Source organism: Clostridium sp. AM28-20LB (genome assembly GCF_003480665.1).
GTDB classification, from domain to species: domain Bacteria; phylum Bacillota; class Clostridia; order Lachnospirales; family Lachnospiraceae; genus Otoolea; species Otoolea fessa.
Window position 1 is genome coordinate 95,461 of record NZ_QUJN01000001.1, and the last position, 12,637, is coordinate 108,097.

Below are 12,637 nucleotides of genomic sequence, written 5' to 3' on the forward strand. Positions count from 1 at the left end.
AAGTAATGTGGCATGTTGCTAATTGACAAATTCATCTTTTCTAAGTATCGTATATACGTGTACAATAGTACGTATGATTTGAATGTGGAGTAAATATGACCGAAAAACATAGTTATGAGATTATCGTCCTGGATCTGGACGGAACCTTAACAAACAGAGATAAGGTGATTACGCCAAAGACGAAGCAGCGTCTGATGGAGCTTCAGGAGCGCGGAAAGAAGATTGTACTGGCGTCCGGGCGTCCGACGCCGGGAGTGCTGCCGCTTGCGAGAGAGCTGGAGCTGGCAAAATACGGCAGTTATATTCTGTCGTTTAATGGAGGCAGGATCACGAACTGCAAAACCGGCGAGATCATATTCAGCCGTTCCCTGCCGCAGGAGGCGAATCAGAAGATTATACGCCTGGCCGAGGAGGAACAGGTGGGGCTTTTGAGTTACGATGAGGCGGGGGCAAAGCTTCTGACGAACCAGAGTGACAGTCCCTATGCAAAGTTGGAAGCGCGGATCAACGGCATGGAGTTAGTACAGGTGGACGACATGGAAGCTGCGATCACGTATCCGGTACCGAAATACCTGATGATGGAGGATGGAGACTACCTGGCGATGGTCGAGCCGCGCGTCAAGGCGGCGATGGGGAAGAATTTCAGCGTTTACCGTTCGGAGCCGTTTTTCCTGGAGGTGCTTCCGAGGGGCATCGATAAAGCACAGTCGTTAGAGCGCCTTCTTTCTCACATCGGGCTTTCGCGTGAGCAGATGATTGCCTGTGGGGACGGCTACAACGACCTCACGATGATTCAGTATGCCGGATTAGGTGTAGCGATGGAGAATGCGGTGCTTCCGGTGCGGAAAGCTGCAGACTTTATTACCTATTCCAACAACGACGACGGTGTGGCTCATGTGGTGGAGAAGTTTATGCTGTAGAAGATTTGGCAGATTCGCATAAATGTATATTGCGTGAACAGATGAAAAATAAAATATTCATAAAAATAGGCAAGATACTAGACTTTAAAACTTTAATATGTTAATATAAGAAAAACGGAAAAATGAATATATTTTCGGAGTACATATTAAAAAGGGGTGCCTTGCATTATGAATAAAAAACTGAAAACCGAAGCTGTGGATCATCTGTTCCAGGCGATTCTGACACTGAAAAATACCGACGAATGCTATAGCTTTTTCGAGGATGTATGCACAGTTAATGAACTTTTATCATTTTCCCAGAGATATGAAGTAGCGAAGATGCTGCGCGAGAAGAAGACATATCTGGAGATCGCGGACAAGACCGGCGCATCGACAGCGACGATCAGCCGTGTCAACCGTTCTTTAAATTACGGAAGCGACGGATATGATATGGTATTTGCGCGTGTGAAAGAGCAGGAAGAGGCGGAGAAAACGGAAGCGTAAAGCGAAGTAGGAATATACGCACGATAGATAAAGCGCGTACTTTCATAGGTATGGCAAACCAACCTGCCAAAGATGGACAAATTTGGCTTGGGGTGGAAATGTCCCAGGAGCTGGCAGCTGGTTGAATGAAAGATAAAAAGAAATGAAAGAAAAAAGACATTGAAAGAATTTCCACAAGGGGAAGTGATTCCAGTGTCTTTTTTATCGTGTATGATGCAATGGGTTGAAATTTTTGTTGTTTAGCCTGTTTTTGAGTGTGGCGGTACAGCGGAAGTGCTGCCTATTTCTTCTTCTTCGGATTCACCGGCGTCTCCTGCCGGAGCTGTTCCGCCAGGATTTCAATCATCTGTTTTTTCAGATAGACATCAAACGCCAGCTCACTGATAAAGGCGAACAGCTGTAAATACTCGCGGTCTTCACAGTCATAGTCCTTGAATGTCTGGCTGGCGGCGTCAAATTTTGCCATGACGTCTTCCTGCAAGCGCTTGCGCTGCCCTTTTTCCAGCGAAAAGATTTCGTTGTAAAGCTCTTCTAATTCCGGGCTGGAACCATGGGAAAAGTGGTGCTCGCTGATGGGCGAGAAGAGCTGCTCAATATCCCGAAAGGATATCACATTTTTAAAATAATAAATCAGAATCAGCATCAGCAGATGATTCTTGGAGTAGCGTTTTTTGATGGGCGGCGGCAGCAGGTTATTTTTGGCATAGTTATTGATCATGGTTTTGGTCAGGATCTTATCCTCGCCCAGCCATTTGGAAGTGTTCAGGTGGCTGTCCATGAAGGTCGTGACCTGATCCATATATAAATCAATACCGGGAATCTCCGACGGATGCACCCGGGTCAGACTATCAACATAAGCCAGCAGATCCTGCAGGCGTTCTTCGTTTGATTTCATGTATGTACCTCGCTGCGTTGAAATTCGAAAGCTGCGAAACAGGGAGGCGATTTTGGCGCTTCCGCTGTCATGAACTCTCTATGTGATATTATATAGTTTTGAAAACCAGATAGCAAGGAGAAATTTAAAATCAATGAAAATTCCGTGACATCCAAGAGAAAATAGATTATACTAGAGCGTATTCGAACATACTTTTTGTCATTAAAAATAGATTATATAAGAGGATAGAAGGGAACGAAATATATATGAGCAAATACGACATACTTAACCCGATGCAGCGGGAGGCGGTTTTTCACACGGAGGGACCACTCCTGGTTCTGGCAGGCGCCGGTTCAGGAAAGACGCGCGTCCTGACACACCGGATTGCGTATTTAATCGAGGAAAAACGGGTGGCGCCGTGGAATATCATGGCGATCACATTTACCAATAAAGCGGCGGCGGAGATGCGCGAGCGTGTGGATAAGATTGTGGGGGAAGGCGCGGAGGCGATCTGGGTCAGCACTTTCCATTCGAGCTGCGTTCGGATTCTGCGCCGGTTTATCGACCGTCTGGGATATGACACGAATTTTACTATCTATGACGGCGACGACCAGAAAACGCTGATGAAGCAGGTGCTCAAGAAAATGCAGGCGGATCCGAAGCAGTTTAAGGAGCGGGCGGTGCTGTCACGGATTTCTGCGGCGAAAAATGACCGGATCACGGCGGATGAGTTTGAGCAGCAGGCGGGAGCGGACTTCCGGGAGAAAAAGATTGCTCAGATTTACCGGGAATACCAGAAAGAACTCAAGAAGAATAATGCCCTGGATTTCGACGATCTGCTGGTGAAAACGGTAGAACTTTTCGAGGCAAACGCGGATGTGCTGGAATATTATCAGGACAAATTCCGGTATATCATGGTGGACGAGTACCAGGACACGAACCTTGTACAGTTTAAGCTGGTCGATCTGCTGGCAAAGAAGTACAGAAATATCTGTGTGGTCGGTGATGATGACCAGTCGATCTACAAATTCCGCGGGGCAAATATCGAAAATATTTTAAGTTTTGAGAAAGCATTTCCGGGCGCACGCGTTATCAAGCTGGAGCAGAACTACCGTTCCACCCAGAGCATCCTGAACGCGGCAAATGAGGTGATCCGCCACAACCGCGGCAGAAAGGACAAGACGCTGTGGACGGCGAATGACGAGGGACCGAAGGTGCGCTTCCGTCAGTATGACACGGCATACGAGGAGGCAGACGCCATTATCCGTGATATTGAGCGTGAGAAAGAAGAGAAAAATGCGGAATATTCGGATTTTGCCGTGCTGTACCGTACCAATGCACAGTCGCGTCTTCTGGAGGAAAAATGTATTTATTACAGCATTCCGTACCGGCTGGTCGGTGGCGTCAATTTCTATCAGCGCAAGGAAATCAAGGATATTCTCTGCTATTTAAAGACGATTGCGAATGGGCGCGATGATCTGGCGGTTCAGCGTGTCATCAATGTGCCGAAGCGCGGCATCGGTGCGACCTCGATCGGAAAAGTGACGATCTATGCGTCTGCCAATGGCATGAGCTTTTATGATGCGCTGCTGCGCGTGCGCGGCGTGCCGACGATCGGCAAGGCGGCGGATAAGATCGAGAAGTTTACGGAGCAGATCGAAAACTTCCGGTCGCGGCTTTCGGCCCTTTCGATTCCGGAACTTATCGAGGCGATTCTGGAAGAAACGGGATATAAGAAGGATCTGGAGGCGGAAGGCGAGATCGAGGGAGAAACACGTCTGCAGAACGTGGAAGAGCTGGTTAATAAGGCGACCGGCTATATGAGCACGGCGGAGGAACCGACGCTGGACGGATTTTTGGAGGAGGTTGCGCTGGTAGCGGATGTAGATAGCCTGGACGAATCCGAAAACAGGATTGTCCTGATGACTTTGCACGGCGCAAAAGGTCTGGAATTTCCGTATGTCTATTTAAGCGGCATGGAGGACGGGCTGTTTCCGAGCAGCATGTCCATCTTTTCGGATGATAAGGACGCCATTGAAGAAGAACGGCGTCTCTGCTATGTCGGAATCACCCGTGCGGAGAAAGAACTGACGCTGACGGCGGCGAGACAGCGCATGGTCAATGGAGAAACGCGGTTTGCGAAGGTCAGCCGCTTCATCGAGGAGATTCCGCCGCAGCTTCTGGACGAGGAAGAGCAGCCGACCGTCTTTGAACGGGCTGCTGGTATGAGCCGGGGCGGACGCGGATTTGAAGATTCGGGGACTTCTGGCTGGACAACGGGCAGCTTTGGTGTATCTGGCGCGGGAGACGGCGATCGGGTGCGGATTGGCGGAATGTCTGGAAAACACCCTCTTTCAGAGAATGATGCCGCCTGGGAGCGCGGCGCAGCCCGGATGAGCGGCTGGGGCGGTGTGAATGGTTCCGGAAGTGCTGGTTCTGGCCGCACGCTGGATCCATATAAGAGCTCTTATAGTTCCAGCAGCCGTCCAGCCAGCCCGGCACCGTCATTTGGCAAGGCATTTACGGTCCAGAAGGCCGACCATCTTTCCTACGGCGAGGGCGACCGAGTCCGCCACCTCAAATTTGGCGAGGGAACGGTGCAGAAGATCGCGGACGGCGGCAAGGATTTTGAGGTGACGGTTAATTTTGACCGCGTGGGCGTGAAAAAAATGTTTGCTTCATTTGCAAAACTGGTGAAATGTTAGACCGTGTTTGCCGTATTGTTACGGTACACGTATGCGAAAACAGTAATGCCGTATTAAAACATTTTCGCCAGATCCAATAAAAAATATAGTAAAATCGGCTGAGAGATGGTATAATAAAATCAAGAATTGCGGATCAAAACGCGGGAAAGGATGTGGAGTGTATGAATAAATTTGATATGATGAGCAAAGATGCGCTCTCCAGAGTAGAAGAGATCATGAATGCAACCAAACTGAATGAATTCCTTCACAGAAAAGAAGAAGAGGAGAAACAGAAAAACTGTATTCTCTGGATTTTAGCCATTATCGGTATTGTAGCAGCAGTTGCAGCGATTGCATACGGCGTATATCGTTTCTTTACTCCAGATTATCTGGAAGATTTCGAGGACGACTTCGATGATGATTTCGACGACGATTTCTTCGAGGATGAGAGCGACGAGAAAGAGAAGAAAGACTGATTGTGATAATTTAGTCAATGAATCAGAATAAATACTGCGCGGAACCGGAAAATCGGTTTCACGCAGTATTTTTTATGCCGTAGGAAAGTTTGTAGATAAGTTTGTATTTTTTATATCTTGGAAAAAGAAAAAAATTCCTGTATACTATAAAGATATGAATTAGAACCGCAGATGGAAATTAGCTGTGATTTGAAGAATCATTTGCAGTTGGTGATTATAGTGCGGTAAAAGCCACTGAGAGAAGGAGCTATATAGTTATCAATGAAAAAAGGTGAGATTTACGAAGGAACTGTAGAACGGATTGAGTTTCCAAATAAGGGCGTAGTTGTGATAGATGGAGAGAAAGCGATCGTCAAAAATGCGCTTCCGGGACAGAAGATCCGGTTCCGTATCAATAAAAAGCGCGGCGGTCGATGCGAAGGTATGCTTTTGGAGGTTGTCGAGCACTCAAAGTTAGAGACGGCAGAGGATGTATGCCCGCATTTTGGTATCTGCGGCGGATGTCTTTATCAGCCGATTCCGTATGAGGAACAGCTTGCGATCAAGGAAAAACAGGTTCGTTCCCTTCTGGATGCGGTATGTCCGGAATATGAGTTTGAGGGCATCTTAGGCAGCCCGCTGGTGCAGGGCTACCGGAATAAGATGGAGTTTTCCTTCGGTGATGAGGTCAAGGATGGTCCTATGTCGCTGGGAATGCACAAGCGCGGCAGTTTTTATGATGTGGTTACAACCGGCGAATGCCATATCGTGCATCCGGATTTTTGCAAGATTCTTGTCTGTACAAAAGAATATTTTGAGGAAAAGAAAGTTGGATTTTATAAAAAAATGCAGCATACCGGCTATTTGCGCCATCTTCTGGTGCGCCGTGCGATCAAGACAGGGGAGATTCTGGTCGATCTGATCACGACGACACAGACGGACACCTTTGAGGGAACCGAGGAAGCACTTTTACGGGGATGGACGGAGCGCCTTCAGGCACTTTCTATGGAGGGAAGCTTTGCGGGCATTCTGCATACCAAAAATGATACATTGGCGGATGCCGTAAAAGATGAGGGGACGGACATTCTGTTCGGACGCGAGCATTTTTACGAAGAGCTTTTAGGGCTGCGGTTCCAGATCTCGCCGTTTTCTTTTTTCCAGACGAACTCATTGGGCGCGGAGGTACTGTACGAGAAAACGCGTGAGTATGTGGGTGAGACGAAGGGAAAAGTCGTATTTGACCTTTACAGCGGCACCGGCACGATCGCGCAGATCCTCGCACCGGTGGCGGAGAAAGTAGTCGGCGTGGAGATTGTCGGGGAAGCAGTCGAGGCAGCCCGTGAGAATGCGGCGCGCAACGGACTTGGCAACTGCGAATTTCTGGCGGGGGATGTCCTCAAGGTGGTGGACGAGCTGGAAGAAAAGCCGGATCTGATCGTTCTGGATCCGCCGCGCGACGGAATCCATCCGAAGGCGATCGGAAAGATTTTGAATTTTGGCGTCAGCCACATGGTTTATGTGTCCTGCAAACCAACCAGCCTTGCGAGGGATCTGGAACCGATCCAGGCGGCAGGATATCAGGTGGATAAGGTGTGCTGCGTGGATATGTTCCCGCATACTGCCAATTGTGAGACAGTGGTTTCATTGACGCGGAAGAAATAAGATCCCAAAATGGATGTGGGAAAAATGGATGAAACAAAAGAGAATGAAATAAAACCAGATACAGCAGATTGCCAGGTACAGGAGACAGCTGTGCAGCGCCGGAAGAGGGAGACTTTACTGCGCGAACAGACGCCGGATGCCCTGTGGGAAGCGATTCTTGCATTTGAGGGGGCAATATTTTACACGGCGAAAGGGCTGGAATATTCGTACACGATCCGGGGAAACGAGATGTTTGTCAGCCGGAAAGAAAAGTCGGTTACGCGTGCAAGCATCCTGGTGGCGTATAAAAAAGCGCAGGAGCTTGGCTGCGTGACCGGACCAAAGCAGCTGGGAGTGTTTGGGGCAAGCTATCTGTATCCGGTGTTCCTGAGGCTGGGGATTATCTGCGCCAGTGCTGGTTGATTTCCGCACCGAAAAACAGGATGCAGATGCAGGCGTACAGCCACAGCATCAGGATCACGACGGCGGTCAAGCTGCCGTACATATAAGAATAATTACTGAAATGGTTGAAGTAGATGGAAAATCCGTAGGAACATCCGATCCATCCGACGGTGGAAATCAGCGCACCGGGAAGCTGGAGACGGATATCCTGCCGTTCATAGGGCAGCCAGGTGTACAGCGCGACGAAAAAGAGCGTCAGCAGCGCCAGCGCAAGAAACGTCCGGAGACTAATCAGGCAGGAAACGAATCTGTCCAGCATCGGAAAGTAACGGAATAGCAGGCGCTGCAGGGAGGAACCGAACACCATCAGAACCAGGGAGAAAATGCACATCAGGAGAAAAACAATGGTATAGCCAGAGTTGATGATACGTCCTAAAAGGTAATTTCTGCGCTTGCGGCAGCCGATGATCCGGTTTAAGCCGCGCTCGATCCCAAGCATGCCGCGGGCAGCCGACCAGATGGTTGCCACGGTGGTAACCGAGAGCAGGGCGGCCGGGGATACAGTCTGGATGTCCTGGATTACCGATTCAATCAGCGGGTGGATGCTGGAGGGAAGAAGCTGTGTCATCACGTGCATCAGATCCTCCGGGCTGACGGCGGGGATGAGCTGGATCAGCGTCAGCAGAATCATGATAAAAGGTGCGGCGGAGAGAACGATAAAAAAAGAAGCCTGGGCGGCGTACACCGTGACTTCGTCTTTGATGAAATCGTTGTAAATCCGTTTACAGTTCAGGAGAAAAGAAAGCATGGAAAACCTCGCTTGATTTATGTTATTAAGAAAATATCCGTAACCGGCTCATTTCCCTTTGAAAAATGGCTGATGATAGGTGAATGCCATTTCAGTGTTGTTAAAAGTATATTATCATGAGGTCGAAAAAATAGCAACGGATTTGCCTGTCTTGACGAAAACACCGGTTTCCCGTATGATAACAGGATAGAAATGATTCGGGTCTGCAGGATATAAGGATGGCAGTGATGCGGACAGCAGCCAAAATCAGCCGGCAGCCAATTGGAAAATGGGACATGGGAGGAAACAAAATGATCGCAATCACAGCATGTGCGGCGGCATTGGCAGTCGTGACAGTGGGGCTTTTGCTCCGCTCGGAATATGAAAAAAAACATTTTGTGACCGACCAGTATGAGATAGAGAGTCCGAAGCTGCCGGATGGCGCTGCGTTCCGCTGCGTATTTTTGTCGGATCTGCATGATAATGTGTATGGAACGGACAATGAGCCGCTGGTGGCAGCGATCCGCGCATTCAAGCCAGATGCGGTGCTGATCGGCGGCGATATGATGGTTTGTAAAGGAAAAGGAGATTTAACCGTCACGGTATCGCTTCTGGAAAAATTGACCTCCTTTGTGCCGGTTTACTATGCGAACGGAAATCATGAGGAGCGGATGAACCGGGAGCGGGATGTGTATGGAGATTTGTATGATCAGTTCCAGATAGAATTAAAACGTCTGGGGGTTCATTATTTGTCGGATCGGAGCGAGGAGATCAATCCGTGGATCCGGGTGACTGGGTGCAATTTGCGGGAGATATATTATAAGCATCATTTCACGGTGCCGGAACTGCCGATGGAAGAGCTTTCAGAGCGGGTTGGAACTGCGGCAGAGAAGACGTGTTTTCAACAGATGAAAGAATCGTTTTTTCCTGACTTGGCGGAAAAGGAGCGGGAAGCCGGACATGAAATGTATGAGATATTATTATTTCATTCTCCCCTCTTTTTTGAGACCTGCCGGAAATGGGGCGCGGATCTGACGCTTTGCGGACATTTCCACGGCGGAACCATCCGGATCCCGGGGCTGGGAGGCGTGATGACGCCGCAGTACCAGTTTTTCCTGCCATGGTGCGCCGGACGGTTTGATGCGGACGGAAAGACGATGATCGTCAGCCGGGGGCTTGGGACGCATTCGATCAATGTGCGGCTGAATGACCGGCCAGAGCTGGTTTGTGTGACGTTGCGGGGAAAACAATAGAGAGATTCTGGTTATTGTACACGGGTAGGCACTTTTGGAACCGAAAGTGCCGTAAGAAAACGTGGTGGCAGCAGGAATAACTCTTCGGCACAGGTGGATGTATACGGAATTTGGTATATGATTGTAGAAAAAGCTGGCTAAAAGAAGGAGTTCGGAAAGAATGGAAATTTCCTATAAATTAGATAATTTTGAAGGACCGTTGGACCTGTTGCTTCATCTGATTGAAAAGAATAAAGTAAGTATCTACGATATTCCGATCGTCCTGATTACGGAGCAGTATCTGGAATATGTTAATCAGATGGATCATGAGGATCTGGATGTGGTCAGCGATTTTCTGGTGATGGCGGCGACGCTTCTGGACATCAAATCGCGGATGCTCCTTCCGAAGGTGGAAAAAGAAGAGGAAGAAGACGAGGAAGATCCGCGCGCCGAGCTGGTGCGCCGGCTGTTGGAATATAAGATGTATAAATATATGGCGCAGGAGCTGGAAGAGCGGGAGCAGGAGGCAGAGCTTCTCTTTTTTAAGGAACCGACGATTCCCCGGGAGGTGGCGAAATATGAAGAACCGCTGGATCTGGACAAGCTTCTGGATGGTCTGACGCTGGCAAAGCTGCAGAAAGTGTTTGACGCGGTCATGAAGCGGAATGCCAATAAGCTTGACCCGGTGCGAAGCCGGTTCAGTACGATCCGCAGGGAACCGATCAGCCTGGAGCAGAAGGTAAGGTCGGTGCTTTCTTATGCGCGGGAACACCGTCATTTTAAATTCAGCGATGTGCTGGAGAGGGAATCCGATCGCCTGGAGATAGTCGTGGCGTTTCTGGCAGTGCTGGAGCTGATGAAGATGGGACGGATTCATCTGGTGCAGGAAAAATTGTTTGATGAGATGCAGCTCGATACGGTGGATGTGGATGAAACGGAAGGCGAGGCAGAGCTGGAACTTTCGACGGAGGAAGGAGAAGAGTATGCCAGAATTAGATGAAAAACGCGAGGAAGCCATCGTGGAATCGGTTCTCTTTACAATGGGAAAATCGGTTGAGCTGCGCCAGCTTGCGGCGGCGCTCGGGACGGATACAGAGCGCGCGGAAGCGGCGGTCAGACGATTACAGAGCCGTTATGAGGCAGAAAAGCGGGGCATGCAGATCACGCAGCTGGAGGACAGTTGGCAGATGGCGACCCGCGCGGAATATTATGAGAATCTGATCCGGGTGGCAGCGACGCCGAAGAAGCAGATTTTAACGGATGTTGTGCTTGAGACACTCTCGATCATTGCTTATAAACAGCCGATCACGAAGCTTGAGATTGAAAAGATCCGCGGGGTTAAATCGGATCACGCGGTCAATAAACTGATTGAGTACAATCTCGTTTACGAGGTAGGGCGTTTGGATGTGCCGGGACGTCCGGCATTGTTTGCGACGACGGAGGAATTTTTGCGCCGGTTTGGAGTCGGATCGACGAAAGAACTGCCGGAACCGGCACCGGGACGAATCGACGAGTTCCGCATGGAGGCGGAGGAAGAGCTGAAGTTTGAGGGGAAACTGCCGGAAGAGGCAGAGAAGGAAATGAAATATTAACGTTTTCTTAACAATATTCATTCAATTCTGACATTAACAGATTCTTAACATCATATTTCTGTATTTTCTTGTAACTTTTTGTAGCCAACGTGGAAAATGAGGTCAACACAAACAAACAAGCAGCTCTTTCAAATCGCTACATAAATGAAAGAAGCCAGCAAAACAAAAGGGGGAATTGTTTATGTTGACACTTGAGCTTGATATGTATCAGGCGTGTGCTCTTGGCGCACTGGTCTACTGTCTGGGAAGATTGCTTGTACAAAAGCTGCCCTTCCTGAGCAAGTATTGTATACCGGCTCCGGTTGCGGGCGGTGTCGTATTTGCATTCGCTCATCTGGCGTTGTATGCAACAGGAGTTCTGGAGCTTTCCTTTGATACAACCTTACAGAGCGTATTTATGACGATCTTCTTCTGCAGCGTCGGTTTTACCGCCTGCTTCCGTCTGTTAAAGAAGGGCGGCGTTCAGGTATTTATGTTCCTGGCGCTGGCAGTTGGTATCTGTATCGTGCAGGATGCAGTCGGCAGCGGTCTGGCAGCAGCGTTTGGTCTGAATCCGCTTCTCGGCTTATGTATGGGTTCTATGCCGTTAGTTGGAGGTCACGGAACGAGTGGTTCCTTCGGACCGCTTCTGGAGCAGGAATACGCAGTTGTAGGCGCAACTACAGTTGCCTTGGCATCCGCTACATATGGTCTGGTATCCGGCAGTATGATGGGTGGTCCTATCGCCCGTGCCCGTGTTGAGAAACACCATCTGAAATCAACCGCAGCCGAGGAAGGCAATGCAGTTGACGAAGTAGCATCGCCGATCGACGGTCAGAAATTCACCACCGCGGCTGTATTCCTTGCAGTTGCAATCGGTGTTGGTACCTTCATTTTCGCGTTCTTTAAGAGCATTGGTCTTACATTCCCGACTTACATCGGTGCGATGCTGGCAGCAGCCGCTATCCGTAACATCTGGGATGTACAGCACAAAGATCTTCCGATGGAAGAAGTTGACGCACTGGGCGGTCTGTCCTTGAACCTGTTCTTAGCGATGGCAATGATGAGCCTGAAGCTGTGGCAGTTAGCAGCTCTGGCGCTTCCGATGATTGTTATCCTGTTAGTTCAGACGGTTGTTATGTTCCTGTATGCAAACTTCCTTGTATTCAACATCATGGGCCGTGATTACGAGGCAGCTGCAATGACCACCGCATTCTGTGGTTTCGGTATGGGCGCAACCCCGAACGCAATGGCAAACATGAGAGCACTGGTAGAGCGCTATGGTCCGGCTCCGCGTGCATTCTTCATCGTACCGTTAGTAGGAAGCTTATTCGTAGACTTCTTTAACTCCATGGTACTGACTACTTTCATGAACCTCTTATAATTTGACGGCTGGTTCAGCAAAGTATCCATTTAAAATATTCTGATATTGAAGTAGCTCCAACCTATTTCCTTCCCGGCGGTTCTGGATTTCCAGGCCGCCGGGATTTTTCGCGTGCAACGAGCGAAAGTCCGTGCCTGCACGAATTAATACTTTCGGAAAACGCGCGCGTGTGGTATTATAGAGAAACTGGAAAGTTGAAAAATA

12 protein-coding genes are annotated in these 12,637 nt (G+C 49.2%); 10 read left to right on the top strand and 2 right to left on the bottom strand.

The genetic code is table 11. The annotated features are described in order from the left end of the window. Positions 1 to 95 precede the first annotated feature (95 nt). On the top strand, positions 96 to 920 hold the full coding sequence (locus DW739_RS00465) for a Cof-type HAD-IIB family hydrolase (RefSeq protein ID WP_107001580.1): 825 nt from the start codon (positions 96 to 98) through the stop codon (positions 918 to 920). 168 nt (positions 921 to 1,088) lie between these two features. Continuing rightward, positions 1,089 to 1,403, top strand: coding sequence for a YerC/YecD family TrpR-related protein (locus DW739_RS00470; protein ID WP_022359748.1), 315 nt, complete (start codon positions 1,089 to 1,091; stop codon positions 1,401 to 1,403). 280 nt (positions 1,404 to 1,683) lie between these two features. On the opposite strand, the gene DW739_RS00475 is transcribed toward DW739_RS00470, so the two are convergent. Next, positions 1,684 to 2,298: a DUF1836 domain-containing protein gene (locus DW739_RS00475; protein ID WP_118492096.1), complete on the bottom strand. Its 615-nt coding sequence runs from the start codon at positions 2,296 to 2,298 to the stop codon at positions 1,684 to 1,686. A gap of 245 nt (positions 2,299 to 2,543) precedes the next feature. Here DW739_RS00475 and DW739_RS00480 point away from each other — a divergent pair, with 245 nt between their 5' ends. The 4 genes from DW739_RS00480 (at position 2,544) to DW739_RS00495 (ending at position 7,480) form a co-directional block, all read left to right on the top strand. Further along, on the top strand, positions 2,544 to 4,982 hold the full coding sequence (locus DW739_RS00480; RefSeq protein ID WP_118742447.1) for a UvrD-helicase domain-containing protein: 2,439 nt from the start codon (positions 2,544 to 2,546) through the stop codon (positions 4,980 to 4,982). 161 nt (positions 4,983 to 5,143) lie between these two features. Then, positions 5,144 to 5,437: a hypothetical protein gene (locus DW739_RS00485; RefSeq protein ID WP_022359751.1), complete on the top strand. Its 294-nt coding sequence runs from the start codon at positions 5,144 to 5,146 to the stop codon at positions 5,435 to 5,437. A gap of 261 nt (positions 5,438 to 5,698) precedes the next feature. After that, positions 5,699 to 7,078, top strand: coding sequence for a 23S rRNA (uracil(1939)-C(5))-methyltransferase RlmD (gene rlmD / locus DW739_RS00490; RefSeq protein WP_118742448.1), 1,380 nt, complete (start codon positions 5,699 to 5,701; stop codon positions 7,076 to 7,078). 24 nt (positions 7,079 to 7,102) lie between these two features. Next, a complete protein-coding gene (locus DW739_RS00495; protein WP_107001672.1) occupies positions 7,103 to 7,480 on the top strand; it encodes a hypothetical protein in 378 nt (125 codons plus the stop codon). Here DW739_RS00495 and DW739_RS00500 read toward each other — a convergent pair. Beyond that, a complete protein-coding gene (locus DW739_RS00500; RefSeq protein WP_107001577.1) occupies positions 7,458 to 8,267 on the bottom strand; it encodes a YihY/virulence factor BrkB family protein in 810 nt (269 codons plus the stop codon). The two genes, DW739_RS00495 and DW739_RS00500, sit on opposite strands and share 23 nt — an antisense overlap. Positions 8,268 to 8,557: 290 nt before the next feature. Here DW739_RS00500 and DW739_RS00505 point away from each other — a divergent pair, with 290 nt between their 5' ends. The 4 genes from DW739_RS00505 (at position 8,558) to gltS (ending at position 12,433) form a co-directional block, all read left to right on the top strand. After that, positions 8,558 to 9,499, top strand: coding sequence for a metallophosphoesterase (locus tag DW739_RS00505; protein ID WP_118742694.1), 942 nt, complete (start codon positions 8,558 to 8,560; stop codon positions 9,497 to 9,499). A 160-nt stretch (positions 9,500 to 9,659) separates the two neighbouring features. Next, the gene (locus DW739_RS00510; protein WP_107001576.1) at positions 9,660 to 10,478 is read left to right on the top strand and encodes a segregation/condensation protein A; all 819 of its coding nucleotides are present in this window, start codon (positions 9,660 to 9,662) and stop codon (positions 10,476 to 10,478) included. Continuing rightward, the gene (gene scpB, locus DW739_RS00515; protein WP_118467432.1) at positions 10,462 to 11,070 is read left to right on the top strand and encodes an SMC-Scp complex subunit ScpB; all 609 of its coding nucleotides are present in this window, start codon (positions 10,462 to 10,464) and stop codon (positions 11,068 to 11,070) included. The genes DW739_RS00510 and scpB overlap by 17 nt, the downstream gene beginning before the upstream one ends. A gap of 181 nt (positions 11,071 to 11,251) precedes the next feature. Continuing rightward, the gene (gene gltS, locus DW739_RS00520) at positions 11,252 to 12,433 is read left to right on the top strand and encodes a sodium/glutamate symporter (protein ID WP_107001574.1); all 1,182 of its coding nucleotides are present in this window, start codon (positions 11,252 to 11,254) and stop codon (positions 12,431 to 12,433) included. Positions 12,434 to 12,637 lie beyond the last annotated feature (204 nt).

Excerpts from the sequence above, each read along its gene's own strand:
- DW739_RS00465 (WP_107001580.1), top strand. The coding sequence starts at position 96 with ATGACCGAAAAACATAGTTATGAGATTATCGTCCTGGATCTGGACGGA.
- DW739_RS00470 (WP_022359748.1), top strand. The coding sequence starts at position 1,089 with ATGAATAAAAAACTGAAAACCGAAGCTGTGGATCATCTGTTCCAGGCG.
- DW739_RS00475 (WP_118492096.1), bottom strand. The coding sequence starts at position 2,298 with ATGAAATCAAACGAAGAACGCCTGCAGGATCTGCTGGCTTATGTTGAT.
- DW739_RS00480 (WP_118742447.1), top strand. The coding sequence starts at position 2,544 with ATGAGCAAATACGACATACTTAACCCGATGCAGCGGGAGGCGGTTTTT.
- DW739_RS00485 (WP_022359751.1), top strand. The coding sequence starts at position 5,144 with ATGAATAAATTTGATATGATGAGCAAAGATGCGCTCTCCAGAGTAGAA.
- rlmD (WP_118742448.1), top strand. The coding sequence starts at position 5,699 with ATGAAAAAAGGTGAGATTTACGAAGGAACTGTAGAACGGATTGAGTTT.
- DW739_RS00495 (WP_107001672.1), top strand. The coding sequence starts at position 7,103 with ATGGATGAAACAAAAGAGAATGAAATAAAACCAGATACAGCAGATTGC.
- DW739_RS00500 (WP_107001577.1), bottom strand. The coding sequence starts at position 8,267 with ATGCTTTCTTTTCTCCTGAACTGTAAACGGATTTACAACGATTTCATC.
- DW739_RS00505 (WP_118742694.1), top strand. The coding sequence starts at position 8,558 with ATGATCGCAATCACAGCATGTGCGGCGGCATTGGCAGTCGTGACAGTG.
- DW739_RS00510 (WP_107001576.1), top strand. The coding sequence starts at position 9,660 with ATGGAAATTTCCTATAAATTAGATAATTTTGAAGGACCGTTGGACCTG.
- scpB (WP_118467432.1), top strand. The coding sequence starts at position 10,462 with ATGCCAGAATTAGATGAAAAACGCGAGGAAGCCATCGTGGAATCGGTT.
- gltS (WP_107001574.1), top strand. The coding sequence starts at position 11,252 with ATGTTGACACTTGAGCTTGATATGTATCAGGCGTGTGCTCTTGGCGCA.